The 19,729-nt window shown below is 64.9% G+C and carries 14 protein-coding genes; 7 read left to right on the top strand and 7 right to left on the bottom strand.

Going from position 1 to position 19,729, the window contains the following annotated elements; translation table 11 throughout:
• The first annotated feature begins 359 nt into the window (after nt 1–359).
• Nucleotides 360–2,000, top strand: coding sequence for an ATP-binding protein (locus ACF8SD_RS22125; protein ID WP_392485193.1), 1,641 nt, complete (start codon nt 360–362; stop codon nt 1,998–2,000).
• Nucleotides 2,001–2,051: 51 nt separating this feature from the next.
• Here the strand turns inward: ACF8SD_RS22125 and ACF8SD_RS22120 are convergent, their stop codons facing one another.
• The 5 genes from ACF8SD_RS22120 to ACF8SD_RS22100 form a co-directional block, all read right to left on the bottom strand.
• A complete protein-coding gene (locus tag ACF8SD_RS22120) occupies nt 2,052–3,587 on the bottom strand; it encodes a DHA2 family efflux MFS transporter permease subunit (RefSeq protein WP_173888868.1) in 1,536 nt (511 codons plus the stop codon).
• Nucleotides 3,584–4,777 (bottom strand): HlyD family efflux transporter periplasmic adaptor subunit, encoded by a 1,194-nt coding sequence (locus ACF8SD_RS22115; RefSeq protein WP_173888866.1) that lies wholly within the window; start codon nt 4,775–4,777, stop codon nt 3,584–3,586. The genes ACF8SD_RS22120 and ACF8SD_RS22115 overlap by 4 nt, the downstream gene beginning before the upstream one ends.
• A gap of 29 nt (nt 4,778–4,806) precedes the next feature.
• Entirely contained in the window at nt 4,807–5,280 is a 474-nt protein-coding gene (locus ACF8SD_RS22110; RefSeq protein ID WP_173888864.1) for a MarR family winged helix-turn-helix transcriptional regulator, read from the bottom strand.
• Nucleotides 5,281–5,442: 162 nt separating this feature from the next.
• The gene (locus tag ACF8SD_RS22105; RefSeq protein ID WP_173888863.1) at nt 5,443–6,075 is read right to left on the bottom strand and encodes a response regulator transcription factor; all 633 of its coding nucleotides are present in this window, start codon (nt 6,073–6,075) and stop codon (nt 5,443–5,445) included.
• A 12-nt stretch (nt 6,076–6,087) separates the two neighbouring features.
• Nucleotides 6,088–7,464 carry a sensor histidine kinase gene (locus ACF8SD_RS22100; protein ID WP_173891685.1) on the bottom strand — a complete coding sequence of 459 codons (1,377 nt, stop codon included), beginning with the start codon at nt 7,462–7,464 and terminating at the stop codon, nt 6,088–6,090.
• 225 nt (nt 7,465–7,689) lie between these two features.
• Here ACF8SD_RS22100 and ACF8SD_RS22095 point away from each other — a divergent pair, with 225 nt between their 5' ends.
• The 3 genes from ACF8SD_RS22095 (at nt 7,690) to ACF8SD_RS22085 (ending at nt 12,335) form a co-directional block, all read left to right on the top strand.
• Nucleotides 7,690–9,312, top strand: a complete 1,623-nt coding sequence (locus tag ACF8SD_RS22095) for an acyl-CoA synthetase (protein WP_173888861.1) — start codon at nt 7,690–7,692, stop codon at nt 9,310–9,312.
• Nucleotides 9,313–9,416: 104 nt separating this feature from the next.
• Nucleotides 9,417–11,186, top strand: a complete 1,770-nt coding sequence (locus ACF8SD_RS22090; RefSeq protein WP_392485144.1) for an acyl-CoA dehydrogenase C-terminal domain-containing protein — start codon at nt 9,417–9,419, stop codon at nt 11,184–11,186.
• 141 nt (nt 11,187–11,327) lie between these two features.
• Entirely contained in the window at nt 11,328–12,335 is a 1,008-nt protein-coding gene (locus ACF8SD_RS22085) for a FecR family protein (protein ID WP_392485143.1), read from the top strand.
• A 13-nt stretch (nt 12,336–12,348) separates the two neighbouring features.
• Here the strand turns inward: ACF8SD_RS22085 and ACF8SD_RS22080 are convergent, their stop codons facing one another.
• Nucleotides 12,349–13,668 carry a Na+/H+ antiporter family protein gene (locus tag ACF8SD_RS22080; protein WP_173888856.1) on the bottom strand — a complete coding sequence of 440 codons (1,320 nt, stop codon included), beginning with the start codon at nt 13,666–13,668 and terminating at the stop codon, nt 12,349–12,351.
• 236 nt (nt 13,669–13,904) lie between these two features.
• On the opposite strand from ACF8SD_RS22080, the gene ACF8SD_RS22075 reads away from it, so the two are divergent.
• The 3 genes from ACF8SD_RS22075 (at nt 13,905) to ACF8SD_RS22065 (ending at nt 17,992) form a co-directional block, all read left to right on the top strand.
• A complete protein-coding gene (locus ACF8SD_RS22075) occupies nt 13,905–16,049 on the top strand; it encodes a methyl-accepting chemotaxis protein (protein WP_392485142.1) in 2,145 nt (714 codons plus the stop codon).
• Between the two features lie 81 nt (nt 16,050–16,130).
• Nucleotides 16,131–17,147 carry an ABC transporter substrate-binding protein gene (locus ACF8SD_RS22070; protein WP_392485141.1) on the top strand — a complete coding sequence of 339 codons (1,017 nt, stop codon included), beginning with the start codon at nt 16,131–16,133 and terminating at the stop codon, nt 17,145–17,147.
• On the top strand, nt 17,144–17,992 hold the full coding sequence (locus tag ACF8SD_RS22065) for a proline/glycine betaine ABC transporter permease (RefSeq protein ID WP_173888850.1): 849 nt from the start codon (nt 17,144–17,146) through the stop codon (nt 17,990–17,992). The genes ACF8SD_RS22070 and ACF8SD_RS22065 overlap by 4 nt, the downstream gene beginning before the upstream one ends.
• Nucleotides 17,993–18,035: 43 nt before the next feature.
• Here the strand turns inward: ACF8SD_RS22065 and ilvA are convergent, their stop codons facing one another.
• Nucleotides 18,036–19,595, bottom strand: a complete 1,560-nt coding sequence (gene ilvA, locus ACF8SD_RS22060) for a threonine ammonia-lyase, biosynthetic (RefSeq protein ID WP_392485140.1) — start codon at nt 19,593–19,595, stop codon at nt 18,036–18,038.
• Between the last annotated feature and the right edge of the window lie 134 nt (nt 19,596–19,729).

The raw sequence follows: 19,729 nt of genomic DNA, 5'->3' as shown, positions 1-19,729 counted from the left end.
TTGCTGAGCTGCGCCTGAAAGCGGCCTGCCAGGAAGTTTTACTCCAGCACATGGAAGAGGGGTTTTGTGTGCTGGAGCTGCTGGAGGACGATAACGGGCAGGTACATGACTACCGCTACATCCTCAGCAATGAGGCCTGCCTTCGTCACACTGCCCATGCCAAACAGATGGGCCAGACCGCCCGTGAACTGATTCCGAACGAAGTCGATACCTGGCTGCCCCGCTTCGCCGAAGTGGCGCGCACCGGCCGTGCGTTGCAGTTCGAAGAACGGCTGGCCGCGACCGATCGCTGGTTGAGCCTTTCGGTGCACCGGCTGGAGCCTGCCAGCGATAAACGGGTGGCCGTGATCTTTACCGGCATGCCAGCCGCGCAAGTCAGCGTGCACCGGCTGCAGGCAATCAATCAGCAACTGGCCGAGCGTGTCGACCAGGCAGACGCAAACAACAAACTGCTGGGGGAATTGGTCGACCACAGCTTGGCCAGTGTATTTGCTGCCGACTGCAACCTCAGGCTGCTGGCCATCAATCGCACAGCGCAGGAAACGTTCCTGCGCCTGCGCGGGTTTGTCCCCCAGGTCGGCGACCACATTCCGCAGTTGCTGGCGCGCCAGCCCGATATCATGAGCCAGCTGGCACCGGTCTGGCCGCGCATTGTGGCGGGCGAGGCCTTCGTCGACAACATTGCCGTGGGGCCGCCTGAAGCACTACGGCACTACGAAATCCGCTACAACCCGTTGCGTGATAACCGCTTGATGATTCAGGGTGGCTACCTGTTCGCCTACGACATCACCGAGCGCATCAACGAGCAGCAGCGCCTGCGCAAGATTGAAGGTGCCCTGGTCCAGTCGCAGAAGATGGAAGCGGTCGGTCAGTTGACCGGCGGTATTGCCCACGACTTCAACAATTTCCTGGGCAGCATCCTGGCTGCCCTGGAAAGCGCCATTCAACGCCAGGATGAACAGCGCTACCCCGAAGCTGCGCGGTGGCTTGGCGCGGCCCGCCAGGACGCCCAGCGGGCCGCGGCGGTGGTACAGCGGCTATTGGCATTTGCCCGCCAACAGGTGCTGACGCCCCAAGCGGTGGATGTGCATCAGCTGCTGGCTGGCATGCGCGAACTGATCATCAACTCGCTGCATGCGGGCATTCATTTCAACGACCAGACCCAGCCCGGTGGGTGGCCGGTACGCGTCGACCTCTCGCAACTGGAGAGCTCCCTGCTCAACCTGTGCATCAATGCCCGCGATGCCATGCCCTCAGGTGGCACGCTGTGCATTGGCAGTGCCAACCAGACATTGACCCACGAGCAGGCCCTCAGCCTGGACCTGCCTTGTGGCGACTATGTCCGGATCAGCGTCAGCGACTCGGGCATCGGCATGCCGGCCAACGTGATGCAGCGGGCATCGGAACCGTTTTTCACCACCAAGCCGCTTGGCCAGGGTTCTGGGCTGGGGCTGTCAATCGTCTACGGCTTCATCCGGCAATCCAGGGGCCAGCTGCAAATCGACAGTGTGCCGGGTAAAGGAACCTGCATCGATATCTACCTGCCCAAGGACGACGCCCAGGTGGCAGCGCCGGGCGCGTTGCAACACCCCCCGCCGCCCATGCCTGCCAGAACGGCCAACCTGATCATGCTGGTGGAGAACCAGGAAACCATGCGCCTGGTCATCAGTGAAATTCTGCAAGAACAAGGCTACGACGTGCATGCATTCGTCGATGGCCAACACGCCGTGGCCGCGCTGCAGGGCGGCCTGCAGCCGGACTTGTTGATCACCGATATCGGCCTGTCTAGGGGGCTGGTTGGTCAACCCCTGGGCAACCGCCTGCCCGAAACCACGCCGGTGGTGTTCATCACCGGCTATACCAGCAAGCAACTCGAGCTGCCCACTGCACACCGTTTCGCGGTCCTGCACAAGCCCTTCGAGCTGGCACAGCTCAGCGACCTGGTCACGCGGATGCTGGCCGGCACGCCGCCCAGGTCGATGAACCTGCCCGTGGCATAAGAGGGAGGCGCAAGCGACAGCCGCCACCCCGTGCCAACCTGCAGAACGGCATCAATGCCCCGCCGACGCCGGCCCCGCCTTGGCGGTGAACGGTGGCTTGGCGAACCACACCAACAGGATCAACCCGGCGAACACCCAGGTCATCAGGGTGAAGTAGTCCACCGTGGACATCATGTAGGCCTGCCCGTTGAGTATCTGCTCAAGCTGCGCATAACTCTGCGGGTTGGCCCCGCCCAGCTGTTCGAGGGTATGCCGCGTGGTCGGGTCGAACTGGCTGATGTTCTCGCTCAGGTAAGCATGATGCTGGTCCGCCCGGCGAATCCAGATCCAGGTGGTCAACGACGCCGCAAAGCTGCCGCCCAAGGTCCGCAGGAAGGTGGCAAGCCCCGAGCCGTCGGCGATCTGCTGCGGCGGCAGGTCGGACAGCAGGATGCTCAAGGTCGGCATGAAGAACAACGCGACCCCGATACCCATGAACAACTGCACCAGTGCCACATGCTGGAAATCCACCTCGCTGGTGAACCCGGCGCGCATGTAGCAGCTGCCGCCGATTGCCAGGAACGCCAGCCCCGCCAGCACGCGCAGGTCGAAACGGTGCGCGTACTTGCCCACGAACGGTGACATGATCACCGGCAGCAAGCCGATCGGCGCCACCGCCAGGCCCGCCCAGGTGGCTGTGTAGCCCATTTGCGTCTGCAACCACTGCGGCAGGATCAGGTTGATACCGAAGAACCCGGCATACCCCCCGACCAGCACCAGGGTGCCCACGCGAAAATTGCGGTGCACGAACAGCCGCAGGTTGACCACCGGGTGGCGGTCGGTCAGCTCCCAGATCACGAACACCGCCAGGAACACCACCGATATCAGGCTGCCGACGATGATGAACGACGACTCGAACCAGTCCAGGTCGTTGCCCTTGTCCAGCACCACCTGCAACGCACCCACGCCGATGATCAGTGTCAGCAGCCCGATGTAGTCCATCGGCTGGCGGCTGGTCACCACCGGCCGGGTGCGCATTTGCTGGCGCACCACTGCAGCAGCGAACAGGCCGATCGGCACGTTGATGAAGAAGATCCATGGCCAGCTGTAGCTGTCGGTGATCCAGCCGCCCAGAATCGGCCCGGCAATCGGCGCCACCACTGTGACCATCGCCAGCAGCGCCAGGGCCATCCCCCGTTTCGCCGGGGGGTAGACGGCAATCAGCAGGGTCTGGGTCATGGGATACAGCGGCCCGGCCACCACGCCCTGCAGCACGCGGAAGCCGACCAGCTCCGGCATGGACTGGGCGATACCACAGAGGAACGAGGCCAGCACGAACAGCAACGTGGCCCAGATGAACAGCTTCACCTCACCAAAACGCCGGCTCAGCCAGCCGGTGAGCGGCAAGGCAATGGCATTGCTCACCGCAAACGACGTGATGACCCAGGTGCCCTGCTCGTAGCTAACGCCCAGGTTGCCGGAGATGGTCGGCAAGGCCACGTTGGCAATGGTGGTGTCGAGCACCTGCATGAACGTGGCCAGCGACAGGCCGATGGTGGTCAGCAGCAGGCTCGGCGGGGTGAACTGCGCTGCGGCGTTATCGCTCATCGCTGCGCCGTCTTGCCAGGGGCGCTGTTTTCGTGGATCAGCTTGGCAATCAGGGTATCGGCTTCGCCCAGCTGGCGGTCATAAACCTCGGTGGTATAGCTGGCCTTCTGCGGCGGTTGCTGGGCAAGGGTCGGGCCGCTCTGGTCGTGCAGGTTGACCTCGACCACGGTGGACAGGCCGATACGCAGCGGGTGGTCCTTGAGTTGCTCGGGGTTCAGGTGAATACGCACGGGCACCCGCTGCACGATCTTGATCCAGTTGCCCGTGGCGTTCTGCGCCGGTAGCAGGGCGAAGGCGCTGCCGGTGCCTGCACCGAGGCTGTCGACCGTACCGCTGTACGTCACCGCGCTGCCGTACAGGTCGGCACTGATCTCTACCGGCTGGCCAATACGCATGTCGCGCAACTGGGTTTCCTTGAAGTTGGCGTCGATCCATACCTGGTCCAGCGGGATCACCGCCATGGTCGCGGTGCCCGGCTGCAGGCGCTGGCCCAGCTGCACGGTCCGCTTGGCAACATACCCGGTGACCGGCGCCACCAAGGTAGTGCGCGCGTGGTCGAGGTAAGCCTGGCGCAGGTCGGCTGCAGCCGCCATGACCTCAGGGTGCGAAGACACCACGGTGTCGTCGACCAGGGCGCTGCTGGTGCTCAGTTGCTGGCGGGCGCTGTTGACCGCGGCTTGGGCCACGCTCAGGTCATCGCGGGCGTGGGACAGCTCTTCGGCAGCGATGGCACCGCTGTCGGCCAGCACCTTGCGCCGGTTGAAGTCCTGCTGCGCCTTGCGCAGTTCGGCCTGGCGGGTCGCCAGCTGGGCCTTGAGCGAGTCGACATTGCTGTACAGCCCGCGCACCTGGCGCACGGTGCGCGCCAAATTGGCTTCGGCCGACTGCAGGGCCACCTGGCTGTCGGCCGGGTCGAACTGCAGCAGCACCTGGCCGGCATGCACCAGGTCGCCGTCATCGGCGCCAATGCTGGTCACAGTGCCGGTGATCAAGGGGGTGATCTCCACCACGTTGCCATTGACGTAGGCATCGTCGGTGCTTTCATACCAGCGGCCGACCAGGCTGTACCAGGCCCAGGTGCCGATGCCGGCAAGCACCAGCAGCAACAGCAGGCCAAGCAGCCAGGCCTTGCGCTTGCGCGACGGCTTGGGCGCTGCGGAGGGTGTCGGGGTGTCTGTGGAAGTGGCCATGACAATACCTTGATAATTCGTGACAGGGTTCAACGGTCGCCGAAGCGGCGCACCGTCAAGGGGTCGCCGGCATTGAGCAGGACCTTGGCCAACAGGCCTTCCAGGGTCTGCAACTCTTCTGGGGCCAGCACGCCGCACAGTTCGTTCATGGCGGCAGCGCCGATTTCCGGCAGGCGGTCGGCCAGGCGCTGGCCGTCGGCCGTCAGCGCCAGGCGCACCTGGCGCCGGTCACCGGCGCAGCGGTTACGCACGATCAGCTCCTTCTGCTCGAGGCGGTCGAGCATGCGGGTCATCGAACCGCTGTCCAGCCCAAGGTAGCGACACAGTTCGGCCGGCGTGTCCACCTGGTACTGGGTGACGATGATCAACACCTTGAACTGAGCGGCGGTGACGCCCTCGGGCTCCAGGTGCCAATCGAGGATGCGGTCCTTGAGGATCGCCGCGCGCCCCAGCAGCATGCCAATGGCGCAGCTCTGGAAATTTTCGGGGGAAAAATGGGCCATCGATAACCGCTCGGGGAGTTGTGTGAAAATATTACTGCCTAGGCAGTGAATGTCAAAGCTTTGATTAGCTCGCTATGTAAAATTTCATCATTCAGCCCGCTTGGTACCCACGGTCGTGGCCCACGCAAAGCCCGGCGCATTGCCGAGGCGCCACCCGCGGTGCTATTGCCGAGCCCGCAGCCCCAACGCTTCGACCGCCCCGCAGGCTATGGCCATGCCCACCAGCTCTGCCAGGCTGGCCGCCTGAAGCCGCTTCATCACCCGGCCGCGGTAAAGGTCGACAGTTTTCACACTGATGCCCAGGCGCTCGGCGATTTCACGGTTGCTCAGCCCCTGGGCCAACGGCACGAACACGTCACGCTCTCGCGGTGTGAGGCTGTCGATCCGCGCCTGCACCTGCGCCAGCGCCTGATCGCCCTGGCGTAACCGCCCCGCGCGCTCCAGTGCGGCCTGCACACTGTCGAGCAGCAACTGATCGTTGTAGGGCTTTTCGATGAAGTCACAGGCGCCTGCCTTGAACGCCCGTACCACGATGGGCACGTCGGCATGCCCACTGACGAACACCACCGGCAGTGCCAGCCCACGCGCGTGCATGGCTTGCTGCACGGCAAGGCCACCGAGCCCCGGCATGCGCACATCCAGAAGCACGCAGGCAGGCCCGTCGTCGACGCACGCCTCCAGAAACGCCTGCCCGGTGGCAAATGGCAGCGCCTGCAGGCCTACCGACTGCAGCAACCAGACGGTCGACTCACGCATCCCTTGGTCGTCATCGACCACATAGACTTTTGCTTGCACTGCAGCTTCCCCTTAGCGCCTGCTGACCACCAGCCGGCAGCACAATACCAGACCACCGTTGGCTCCCGCCCGCGCCCACAGGCTGCCGCCGAAGCCTTCGATCAGGCTGCGGCTCATGCTCAACCCCAGGCCCAGGCCATCCGCCTTGCTGGTGGTGAACGGGGTAAAAATCGCGTCCAGGCGCTCAGGCGCGACCCCTGCGCCCTGGTCGGCGACTTCGACCAGCACGCCGTCGCCATCCCGGGTTGCGCCAAGCAGGATATGCGATGGCCGCTCGCCGTGGTGTTCACGGTTGGCATCTATGGCGTTGCGCAGCAAGTTGAGCAGCACCTGCTCCAACAGCACCCGGTCGGCATAGACCAAAGGCAGCTGCGCGCTGACGCGTAGCTCGATCTGCACCTGGTCACGGGCAGCCTCCCAGGCGCACAGGCGCATGGCTTCGCCTGCCACTTCAGCCACGTCCAGCGCCTGCAGACGCCGCGGCCCCTTGCGCAGGAACGCGCGCAGGCGGCGGATCACTTCGGCGGCATGGGTAGCCTGCTCGCTGATACGCTGCAGGCCCTGCCCCACCCGCTCCAGGGCCTGCGGGTCACGCCCCAGGCTGTGCAGGTAACGCTGACTGGCGTTGGCATAGTTGACCACAGCAGCCAGCGGCTGGTTGAGCTCATGGGCAATGCCCGAAGCCAGTTCACCCAGGGTGGCCAGGCGCGCGCTGTGCGCCAGGTTCTCCTGGGCTTCGATTCGCAAGGTGATGTCGCGAGACACGCTGACCACCTCCACAACCGCGCCCGTGTAGGTATCGCGGATCGCCCGGCTGGCGATCTCGAACCAACGGTAGCCACCGCTGGCCTGGCGCACCCGGCAGGTCATGGTGTGGTAGCCGTCCTGGTCCAGTGCAGCGGCGGCCTGGCGCAGCACCTGGCGGCGCTCCCGCGGGTGCAGCAGGCCATGCACCAGCCTGCCACGCAGTTGCTCAGGCCAAAGGCCCAACAGACGGTAGGCGGCCGGTGAGGCATCGAGAAAACGGCCGTCGGGGCTGTGCCGCGAAATCAGGTCAGTGGTGTTTTCGATGATCAACCGGTACAGGCGCCTGGCGCGGCTGGCTTCGCGTGCGCCCTGGCGCTCTTCGCTGGCGTCACGGCAACGGCCCAGCACCTGCTGGCCCTGATCGTCCGGCATGAAGGTCCAGAGCACGGTGCGCGCGCCGACCTGTACCTCCACGTCGCTGATTGCGCGGTGCTGGCGCAGGCAGGCGCGGACCAGCGCCGAACAGTTGGCCGGCAACCAATCAACCAACCTCGGCCCCTCGGCAACCCAGGCCTGCAAGGCCGGGTTTAGCGCCACCACGCTGGCATCGCCGGCCAGCAGCAGGCTCGGTTGTGGGTCCATGGCCAGCAAGCAGGCGGCAAGGTGATCCACGTTGAACGGCTCCTATCTAGTATTTTTACTATATTGCTATAGTCGATATTCCTATTACCATAGCCATTCGCGTAAAACTGCGACAGAGGGAGCGCCCCACCGTGCGCCTCCCTGTGCACCCTGAACAGAGCTAACAATCAGCCATCGGGAGCCAGGCAGCAGCCGCTGCGCCTGCCTCCCTAACAGGACTACCGCATGTCGATCTATGCCCAGGGCCTGCAGCCCGCTGCCGTCAACCATGTCGCCCTCACCCCGCTGAGTTTCATCGAGCGCACCGCCGCCGTATACGGTAACTACCCCGCGGTCATTCACGGTGCCATCCGCCGTAGCTGGCAGGAAACCTACCAACGCTGCCGACGCCTGGCCAGTGCCCTGGTCGGCCGCGGCATTGGCCGTGGCGACACGGTAGCGGTCATGCTGCCGAATATCCCGGCCATGCTCGAAGCGCATTTCGGCGTGCCGATGACCGGTGCCGTACTCAATACCCTGAATGTGCGCCTGGATGCCGAGGCCATTGCCTTCATGCTGCAGCATGGCGAAGCCAAGGTGCTGATCACCGACCGCGAATTCCACACGGTCATCGCGGCCGCCCTGGCCCTGCTCGAACACCCGCCACTGGTGGTGGATGTGGATGACCCGGAATACGGCGAGGGCCGCGCAGTCAGCACGTTGGACTATGAAGCCCTGCTTGCCGAGGGCGACCCGGCGTTTGCCTGGGACTGGCCGGATGACGAGTGGCAGGCCATTTCGCTGAACTACACCTCCGGCACTACCGGCAACCCCAAGGGCGTGGTCTACCACCACCGTGGCGCGTACCTTAACGCCATTGGCAACCAGATGACCTGGGCCATGGGCCATCGCCCGGTGTACCTGTGGACCTTGCCGATGTTCCACTGCAACGGCTGGTGCTACCCCTGGACCATCACCGCCCTGGCCGGCACCCACGTGTTCCTGCGCCGGGTCGACCCGCAAAAGGTCCTGAACCTGATACGCGAACACCGGGTCAGCCACCTGTGCGGTGCGCCGATCGTGCTCAATGCCCTGGTCAACATGCCCGAGGCAGCCAAGGCTGCCATCGAGCACCCGGTGCAGGCGATGGTCGCCGGCGCAGCGCCCCCGGCCAAGGTCATTGGCGCCGTCGAGCAAATGGGCATCAAGGTGACCCACACCTATGGCCTGACCGAGGTCTACGGCCCGGTGACGGTGTGCGCCTGGCACGAGGAATGGGATGCGCTGACGCTGGAAGAGCGTGCGCGGATCAAGGCCCGCCAGGGGGTGCGCTACCCCACCCTCGACGGGCTGATGGTCGCGGACCCGCAAAGCCTCGAACCCGTGCCGCGCGATGGCAACACCCTGGGCGAGATCTTCATGCGCGGCAATACCGTGATGAAGGGCTACCTGAAAAACCCGGAAGCTACCGCTGAAGCCTTCCGTGGGGGCTGGTTCCATACCGGCGACCTGGCCGTGTGGCATGCCGATGGCTATGTGGAAATCAAGGACCGGCTCAAGGACATCATCATTTCCGGCGGCGAGAACATCTCCACCATCGAAGTCGAGGACGCACTGTACAAGCACCCGGCAGTGCTGGAGGCCGCCGTGGTGGCCCGCCCGGACGAAAAGTGGGGCGAAACCCCGTGCGCCTTCGTCGCCCTCAAGCCCGGCCGCGAAGACACGCGCGAAGCCGACATCAGCAGTTGGTGCCGCGAGCACCTGGCCGGGTTCAAGGTGCCGAAGACAGTGGTGTTCGGTGAACTGCCCAAGACCTCCACCGGCAAGATCCAGAAGTACTTGCTGCGCGACCGCGCCAGATCCCTCTGACCCCATGGGGCCTGTTCGCGGCTTGACCCACCTGCACCCGCTGTTGCGCAAGCGGGATCAGCCGCGAAGGGCCAACCCTGATAAGCATTTCTCAAGAGCCGCCGATGACCACCTACTCTGCCCCCCTGCGCGACATGCGCTTCGTTCTGCACGATGTATTCAACGCCCCGGCCGTGTGGGCGCGCCTGCCAGCCCTGGCCGAGCACATAGACGCCGACACCGCCGACGCCATTCTGGAAGAGGCGGCCAAGGTCAGCAGCCAGCTGATCGCGCCGCTCAGCCGCCAGGGTGACGAGCAAGGGGTGCGCTTCGACGCCGGCAGCGTCACCACGCCCGATGGCTTCCGCGAAGCGTGGAACACCTACCGCGAGGGTGGCTGGGTCGGCCTGGGCGGCAACCCGGCCTATGGCGGCATGGGCATGCCGAAGATGCTGGGGGTGCTGTTCGAAGAAATGCTCTACGCGGCCGACTGCAGCTTCAGTTTGTATTCGGCGCTAAGCGCTGGCAGTTGCCTGGCGATCGATGCGCACGCCAGCGAGGCGCTCAAGGCCACTTACCTGCCGCCCCTCTACCAAGGGCGCTGGGCCGGCACCATGTGCCTGACCGAGCCGCATGCCGGCACCGACCTGGGGTTGATCCGCAGCCGCGCCGAAGCCCAGGCCGACGGCAGCTACCGCATCACCGGCAGCAAGATCTTCATCACCGGCGGCGAGCAGGACCTGACCGAGAACATCATCCACCTGGTGCTGGCCAAGCTGCCCGATGCCCCCGCCGGTGCCAAGGGCATCTCGCTGTTTCTGGTGCCCAAGTACCTGGTTGACGCCGATGGCCGGCTGGGCGAGCGCAATGCTGCCCACTGCGGCTCGATCGAACACAAAATGGGTATCAAGGCGTCGGCTACCTGCGTGATGAATTTTGACGCAGCCACGGGTTATCTGGTGGGCGACCCGAACAAGGGCCTGGCGGCCATGTTCACCATGATGAACTATGAACGCCTGTCGATCGGCATCCAGGGCATCGGCTGTGCCGAGGCGTCGTACCAGGCTGCTGCCCGCTACGCCAACGAGCGCCTGCAGAGCCGCGCCGCCGTGGGCCCGCAGCTGCGGGACAAGGTCGCCGACCCGATCATCCACCACGGCGATGTGCGGCGCATGCTGCTGACCATGCGCACCCTCACCGAAGGGGGCCGGGCGTTCGCCGCCTATGTGGGCCAGCAGCTCGACCTGGCGCGCTATGCCGAAGCTGCCAGTGAACGCGAGCAGGCCCAGCGCATGGTGGCGCTGTTGACCCCGGTGGCCAAGGCGTTCTTCACCGACAACGGCCTGGAAAGCTGCGTGCTCGGCCAGCAGGTGTACGGTGGCCACGGCTACATTCGCGAATGGGGCCAGGAGCAACGGGTACGTGATGTGCGCATCGCGCAGATCTATGAAGGCACCAATGGCATCCAGGCCCTCGACTTGCTGGGGCGCAAGGTGCTGGCGGATGGCGGCCAGGCACTGGCCAGCTTCGCCGCCGAGGTACGGGCGTTCAGCCTGGACGCCCCGTTACACCGGGCAGCCTTGCAGGCGAGCCTCACGCGGCTGGAGGCCACCAGCGCGTGGCTGCAGGAACGCGCCGCTGAAGACGCGAACCTGGTCAGTGCGGTGGCGGTGGAGTACCTGCAGCTGTTCGGGCTCACCGCGTATGCCTATATGTGGGCACGCATGGCGGCGGTGGCGTTGGCCAAGCAGCATGAAGACAGCGGGTTTTATGGCGCCAAGCTGGCCTGTGCGGACTTTTTCTTCCAGCGCGTGTTGCCACGCGAGTTGGCACTGCAAGCAAGCATTCGCGCAGGCAGTGCCAGCCTGTACGGGCTGGCACCAGCGCAGTTCTGACGGCGCCGGCGCGAAAGGTTCTCAAACGCTCAAAACCGTTGCAATTGCAGCGAAAAACCGGGACAACTGATAGTCATTCGCCATTACCCAGGTGCTCCGGGCCCATGCGCAAGGGTAGAATGCGCAAAACCCGGAGCCGCAATGAACCACGACCGCCTCAAGCCCAACCCTGACGACGCTATCACCGACGCCGCCGCGCATTGGTGCATGCGCCTGCATGCAGACGATTGCACGGCGGCCGAGCGCGAGGCATTCCTGCGTTGGCAGGCGGCCGACCCCAGGCATGCCGATGAATACCGGGCCATGCTGGAAATCTGGCAAACCGCCGACCTGCTGCCGCGCACCGCCACGATCATGGACGTCAACCCAGCGGCCATCGCCGTCAGGCGCCGGCGTAACTGGCGGCCGCTGGTCTCTGCCGCCGCCATCGCCCTGGCCGTGCTGCCATTGGCAGGCTGGCTCGGCTGGGAACAGGGTTGGTTGCCCAATCACTACCAGCACTTCAAGGCGACTGACCGCATGCAAAGCGTGGTCCTGAGCGACGGCAGCCAGGTGCAACTCAACCTGCACAGCGAGCTGACCTTCCTCAATTACAAAGACCAGCGCCAGCTCACCCTCAAGCGTGGCGAGGCGTTCTTCAAGGTCTGGCACGACAGCAGCCACCCGTTCGTCGTACGCGCCGGCCGCGGCCAGACGCGCGTGACCGGCACCCAGTTCAACGTGTGGAAATATCGCGATCAGGTCAAGGTCACCTTGCTGGAAGGTTCGGTGCTGGTCTCCAGCGACGGCAGCGCCGGCGGCTACCGCCTTGGCCCTGGCATGCAGGCCAGCTACCACAAGGGCGACTTCGAACCGCAACTGGAACAGAGCGGCGACGTTGACAATAGCCTGGCCTGGCGCAGCGGCAAGCTGGTGCTCGACAACCTCAGCCTGGAACAGGCACTACCGGTGATCAACCGCTACCTCGACGCGCCGTTGCGGCTGGCCGATGCCAGCACCGGGCGCATCCGCATCAGCGGTGTCTACAACACCCGCGAGGTGGCAGGCCTGGTCAACAACCTGCCCAAGGTGCTGCCGGTGTACCTGACCCGCAGCAAGGACGGCAGCACCGTGCTCAACCGCATTTCGCCGCCGCCTGGCAAAGGCTGACGCCTGCCCCGCCTTACAAGGTCATGGCCGCCAGCCAGCCGAACGCCAGCAATGGCAGGTTGTAATGGATAAAGGTAGGGACCACGGTGTCCCAGATGTGGTGGTGCTGGCCATCCACGTTCAGCCCGGAGGTCGGGCCCAGGGTGGAGTCCGACGCCGGCGAGCCGGCGTCACCCAGGGCACCGGCAGTGCCGACGATGCATACCGTGGCCAGCGGATCGAAGCCCAGTTGGACGCACAGTGGCACGAAGATCGCAGCCAGGATCGGCACGGTGGAAAACGACGAACCGATGCCCATGGTCACCAACAGCCCCACCAGCAGCATCAGCAAGGCACCTACGCCCTTGCTGTGGTCGATCCACTGTGCCGAAGCCTGCACCAGGCTGTTCACCTCACCCGTGGCCTTCATCACTTCGGCAAAGCCCGAGGCGGCGATCATGATGAAGCCGATCATGGCCATCATCTTCATGCCTTCGGTGAACAGGTCGTCGGTGTCGCGCCACTTGACGATGCCCGACAACGAGAAGATCAGAAAGCCGACCATGGCGCCAATGATCATCGAATCGAGCAGCAGTTGCACGATGAACGCGGCGGCAATCGCCAGCCCGGCCACCAGCAGCGTCACTGGGTTGTACTGCACGCCTACCTGCTCCACCTGGGCAATGCGTGCCAGATCGTAGTCGCGTTTCTTGCGGTAGCTGATGAACACCGCCAGCAACAGGCCGACAAGCATGCCGGCAGCCGGGATCGCCATGGCGTGGGTGACATTGACGCCACTCACATCGACACCGGCGCGGGCAACGTTGGCCAACAGGATTTCGTTGAGGAAAATGTTGCCAAAGCCCACCGGCAGGAACATGTAGGGGGTAATCAGACCGAAGGTGATGACGCAGGCGATGAGCCGCCGATCGATGCGCAGGCGGGTCAGTACATACAGCAGCGGCGGCACCAGCAGCGGGATGAAGGCGATGTGAATGGGCAGGATGTTCTGCGACGACACCGCCACCGCCAGCATCAGGCCGATCATCAGCCACTTGAGCTTGCCAGCATTGGCATGGCCCTGGCGGTCGATCATGGCCAGGGCGCGGTCGGCCAGGGCATGGGCCAGGCCGGACTTGGCGATCGCCACGGCAAAAGCGCCCAGCAATGCATAGGACAAGGCCACCGTCGCCCCGCCACCGAGGCCGCCGTTGAAGGCCTTGAGCGTGCCTTCCATACCCAGGCCACCGGTCAGGCCACCGACGAGGGCGCCAATGATCAGGGCGATGACCACGTGCACGCGGGACAGGCTGAGTATCAGCATGATGCCGACCGCGGCGATCACTGCATTCATGGTGGGCTTACCTCTTTACGACAGAAAAAAGCGCGAACTCTGAAGCAGTGGGCGGCAGATGTCAAAAATGCCAGGTTGCGGCGGATGTCACCGGCGACAAATTTAAATTGAATGTTTGAATAAAGAAAAATCCTACAGCGCCGATACGTTGATGTTGGGGCCACTTGCCTGCCCCTACGACCTGCACACCCTGCCCAAAGCCATAACCCTTACTGCATCAAAAAGGGAACCGCCCCATGCCTTTGCGACAACTCTCCATCCAGTGGAAGATCACCCTGCTCGCCGGTCTCTGCCTGGCCAGCATCGTCACCCTGCTCGTCGGCCTGTCGCTGTACCGCATGGACCACAGCTCGGACCTGGTCAAGGCCAGCAGCATGCAGATGTTGACCGAAGCGGCGCAGTCGCGCATCGAGTCGCAAGGTGAAGTGCAGGCGCTGAACATTCGCCGCCAGTTCATGGACGCCTACCAGTACGGTGCCGGTTTCGCCCGCCAGGTGCTGTTCCTGCGCGAACAGGCCGAAAAGCGCTTTCTCGATGCCTTCGACCTGCGCGAGGACATGACGCGCCAGGTCCGCGCCGCCTTGCAGGCCAACCCCGACCTGCTTGGCCTGTCACTGGTGTTCGAGCCCAATGCGCTGGACAACAAGGACAACCTGTTCGCCGACAAACCGGAACTGGGCAGCAACGAGACCGGGCGCTTCGCCCTGTACTGGTCGCAGCCGCGTGCCGGCCAGCTGACGGCCATGGCACTGCCTGAACATGACATGGCCAACACCGAGATCGGCCCCAGTGGCCAGCCGGCCAACACCTGGTGGGTATGCCCGCGCACTACCGGCAAGGTGTGCGTGGTGGAGCCGTACTTCTATGCCATCGACGGCCAGCAAGTGCTGATGACCAGTATCGTTTTCCCGCTGACGGTCAATGGCAAGATCATCGCCACGCTGTCCATCGACATCAACCTCAACAGCCTGCAGGCACTCAGCGAAGAGGCCAGCCGCAACCTGTACGAGGGCCGCACCCGGGTCGGCATTCTCAGCCCGGTCGGCCTGCTGGCCGGCTACAGCGCCGACGCCAGCAAGCTGGCCCAGCGCGTCGACCAGGTCGACCCGGCCCATGGCGCCGAACTGGTGCGCAGGCTGGCCGCTGGCAAGCTGAGCATCCTGCATGACCAACAGCGCCTGAAAGTGCTGGCAGCGTTCCGGCCAATCCCTGATGCCCAGCCTTGGGGCGTGTTGCTGGATGTGCCGGAAAATGCCCTGACCGGCCCCGCGCAAGCGCTGAAGCAGGAACTGGACACCCTGAACACCAGCGCCACCTTGCTGGAGCTCGGCCTGGGCCTGGCTGCCGCGATCGCCGGCCTGCTGCTGGTATGGCTGATGGCGCGCGGGGTGACCCGGCCGATTCTTGGCGTGGCCGCCATGCTCAAGGATATCGCCAGCGGCGAAGGTGACCTCACCCGGCGCCTGGCCTACCAGAAGCAGGACGAGCTCGGTGAACTGGCCGGCTGGTTCAACCGTTTTCTCGACAAGCTGCAACCGACCATCGCCGAGGTGAAACGCTCGGTGCAGGCCGCCCGTGGTACCGCCGACCAGTCTTCGGCGATCGCGAGCGAAACCAGCGCCGGCATGGAGCAGCAGTACCGCCAGGTCGACCAGGTAGCCACCGCTTCGCACGAAATGAGCGCCACCGCCCAGGATGTGGCACGCAGCGCCGCCCAGGCGGCCCAGGCGGCACGTGATGCCGACCAGGCCACCCGGGAAGGCCTGGCGGTGATCGATCGGACCACCAGCAGCATCGACGCCCTGGCCGCCAACATGAGCGATGCCATGGCCGAGGTCGAGGGCCTGGCACAGAACAGCGAGAAGATCGGTTCGGTGCTGGAAGTGATCCGTTCGATTGCCGAACAGACCAACCTGCTGGCGCTCAACGCCGCCATCGAGGCGGCGCGCGCCGGCGAGGCCGGCCGGGGCTTTGCGGTGGTCGCGGATGAGGTGCGCAACCTCGCCCAACGCACCCAGGAGTCGGTGGAAGAAACCCGCCAGGTGATCGAGGCGCTGCAGAACGGCACCCGCGAAGTGGTCGGCGCCATGGACCAGAGCCACCGCCAGGCGCAGGGCGGTGTAGAGCAGGTCGGCCAGGCGGTGACCGCGCTGCAGCGCATCGGCCAGGCGGTAACGGTGATCACCGACATGAACCTGCAGATTGCCTCGGCCGCCGAGGAACAAAGCGCAGTGGCCGAGGAAATCAACAGCAACGTGGCCACCATACGTGACGTGACCGAATCGCTGTCAGGCCAGGCCAATGAGTCAGCCCGGGTCAGCCAGTCGCTCAATAGCCTGGCCAACCAGCAGCAGGCGCTGATGGACCAGTTCCGCGTCTGAACCGTCGGGGGCGCCAATGGCCCCCCGGAGCCGCCCAACCTCGTCGTCTACACTTGCCGCACTGTCGACGACGAGGTGTACATGAAAACAATCCCCGCGCTCCTGGCCGGGCTGCTGCTGACGGTTGGCCTGGCCAGCACCGATAGCGCAGCAGCGGCCGAACAGCCAGCCCCCATTCACTTCGGCGCCATCGGCTGGGAAAGTGGCGCACTCACCACCGAGATATTGCGGCTGATTGTCGAGCGCGGCTACGGCTACCCCACCGACACCCTGCCCGGCAGCACGGTCAGCATGGAGGTGGCGCTGGCACGTAACGACCTGCAGGTCATCGCCGAGGAGTGGGCCGGGCGCAGCCCCGCCTGGGTCAAGGCCGAGCAGGCCGGCCAAGTGTTCGCCCTGGGTGACACGGTAAAAAATGCCGAAGAAGGCTGGTGGGTGCCGGCCTATGTGATCGAGGGCGACCCTGCCCTTGGCATCAAGCCCAGTGCCCCCGAGCTGCGACAAGTCGAGGACCTCACGCGCTACCCGCAGGTGTTTCGCGACCCCGAGTCGCCCGACAAAGGCCGCTTCCTCAACAGCCCCAGCGGCTGGACCTCCGAAACCGTGAACAGCCAGAAGCTCAAGGCCTACGGTTTGAATGAGCTGTACACCAACTTCCGCAGTGGCTCCGGTGCCGCCATGGATGCTGAAATTACCTCGGCCATCCGCCGTGGCCAGCCCGTGCTGTTCTACTACTGGAACCCTACCCCACTCATGGGCCGTTACAAGCTCGTACGCCTGCAAGAACCACCATTCGATGCCAACGCCTGGGCCACCCTCACCGATGCGAGCAACCCCAACCCGCAAGGCAGCCAGTCGCTACCGGCGAAATTGTCGATCGGGGTGTCCAAGGCTTTTCGCGATGGCTACCCGGACCTTGTGCGCGCCTTCGAGCAGGTCGACTTGCCAATCCAGCGCCTGAACCAGGCGCTGGCGAACATGAGCGAAAAGCGCACCGCACCGCGCGAGGCCGCGCTGGCCTTCCTGCGCGATAACCGCGAAGTATGGAAGGCCTGGCTGCCCGCCGATATCGCGGCCAAGGTCGAGGCCAGCCTGTGAGCGGCGGTTTTCCTCAAGCCTTGCAGTTTTCCATCGCTGACGGCGTCAACCGCGTGGTCGACTGGCTGGTGTTGCACTACGGCGACCACTTGCGCAGCGTGTCCGACCAGTTGCTGCAGGTGCTGGTCGGGCTGGAGAACCTGCTGCGCCTCGTGCCTTGGTGGCTGCTGCTGGCGATGGTCGGCCTGCTGGCCTGGCACGCCAGCCGCAGCCTGCTGCGCAGCGTGGTGCTGGTAGCCCTGCTGGCGCTGATCGGCATGCTCGGGCTGTGGGACAAACTGCTGCAGACCCTGGCCTTGGTGCTGGTGAGTACGGGTTTGTGTGTACTGGTTGGCGTGCCGCTGGGCATCCTGCTGGCCGCCCGGCCACTGGCCAGGCGGTTGTTGCTGCCGGTTCTGGATGTGATGCAGACACTGCCGGCGTTCGTGTACCTGATCCCGGTGCTGATGCTGTTTGGGCTGGGCAAGGTGCCGGCAGTATTCGCCACCCTGATCTACGCCCTGCCACCCTTGGTGCGCCTGACCCAGCTGGGCCTGAGCCAGATCGACCCGTCGTTGCTCAAGGCCGCCCACGGGCTGGGCGCCAGCCGCTGGCAGCGGTTGCGGCGCATAGCCCTGCCGCTGGCGCTGCCCAGCATCATGGCCGGGCTGAACCAGTCGGTGATGATGGCCTTGTCGATGGTGGTGGTCGCGTCGATGATAGGCGCCCGCGGCTTGGGTGAGGATGTGCTGGCCGGTATCCAGACCTTGAACGTGGGCCAGGGTGTGGAAGCCGGGCTGGCGATCGTTGCCCTGGCCATGGTCATCGACCGCATCAGCCAGGCCTACGGGCGCGGTGCACGCTGAACGGCGCGGCGGGTCCGCTTGACCACGTACCCGCCGACCCGGCTCAGCCCAGGAACAGTGCGTATGCCGGGTTGTCGGTCTCATCCCAGTACTGGTAGCCCATGGCATCCAGCGCCATGGGCAAGCCCGCCAGCTCTTGCGCCGGCACTTCCAGGGCGGCGAGCACCCGGGCCTGGGCCGCGCCATGGTTGCGGTAATGGAACAGGCTGATGTTCCAGTGCTTGCCCAAGCGCTCCAGAAAGCCCAGCAACGCCCCTGGCCGTTCCGGGAACTCGAAGCGCAGCACCCGCTCAGTAGCCCCCGGGGCGGCATGACCGCCCACGGTATGGCGCACATGCAACTTGGCCAACTCGTTGTCGGTCAGGTCCTGTACGCTATAACCCTGCCCAGCCAGGCTGGCCAGCAGTTGCTTGCGCGGGTCGTGCACCGGGTGGGTCTGCACCCCGACGAACAGGCGCGCCTGCTGGCCGGGGTAGTAGCGGTAGTTGAACTCGGTGATCTGGCGTTTGCCCAGGGCCTGGCAGAATGCCCGGAAGCTGCCGGGTTGTTCCGGGATGGTCACTGCAATGATTGCCTCGCGCTGCTCGCCGAGTTCGGCGCGCTCGGCCACATGGCGCAAACGGTCGAAGTTGACGTTGGCGCCGGAATCGATCGCCACCAGGGTCTGCCCTTGTGCACCGTGCAGCGCCACATACTGCTTGATCCCGGCCACCGCCAATGCCCCGGAAGGCTCGGTGATGGAACGGGTGTCATCGTAGATATCCTTGATCGCCGCGCACAGCTCGTCACTGCTCACCGTCAGCACCTCGTCGACGAAGTGCCGGCACAGCTCGAAACAATGCGCGCCGACCTGCGCCACCGCCACCCCATCGGCAAAGCTGCCCACCTGCGGCAGGACCACCCGCTCCCCCGCTGCCATGGCCGCTTGCAGGCAATTGGAGTCGTCCGGCTCGACGCCAATCACTTTAACCTCGGGGCGCAGGTACTTCACGTAGGCGGCGATACCGGCGATCAGGCCACCGCCGCCCACCGGCACGAAGATGGCGTCCAGCGCACCCGGGTGCTGGCGCAGTATTTCCATGGCCACCGTACCCTGGCCAGCGATGACATCGGGGTCATCGAACGGCGGCACGAAGGTGGCGCCGGCCTGGTCGGCCAGTTTCAGGGCATGGGCCAGGGCATGCGGGAAGCTCTCGCCGTGCAACACCACATGGCCACCCCGTGAGCGCACCCCCTCCACCTTCAACGACGGTGTGGTGGTGGGCATGACGATGGTGGCCTTCATGCCCAGGTGCGCAGCGGCCAGGGCCACGCCTTGGGCATGGTTGCCCGCCGACGCCGTGATGACCCCGCGCTCGCGTTGCGCGGTGCCAAGCCGCGAAAGGCGGGTGTAGGCACCGCGGATCTTGAACGAGAAAGTCGGCTGCAGGTCTTCACGCTTGAGCAACACCTGGTTACCCAGGCGGGCAGACAAGGCCGGGGCAGCTTGCAGCGGCGTTTCGATAGCCAGGTCGTACACCGGCGCGGCAAGAATGCGCCGCACATGCTCCGACAGCAGTTGCTGGGGGGTTGCTGGGGTACGGGGGGTGCTGAAGCTGGTCATCGATGACTCCTTGGCGTTTTTACGTTGCCCAGGAGTCAGAGAGAAAAAACCCGCCTCCAGGGCGGGTTCGGTGCACGTACGCGCTAGCCCACCAAGCTGATAATGGCGGTAATAATAATGGCGTTCACGTGCGG

The sequence above is a fragment of the Pseudomonas sp. CJQ_9 genome (assembly GCF_043106615.1).
Lineage (GTDB): Bacteria > Pseudomonadota > Gammaproteobacteria > Pseudomonadales > Pseudomonadaceae > Aquipseudomonas > Aquipseudomonas juntendi.
Note: the sequence above shows the minus strand (reverse complement) of the source record. Positions and strands in the feature narration are given on the sequence as shown.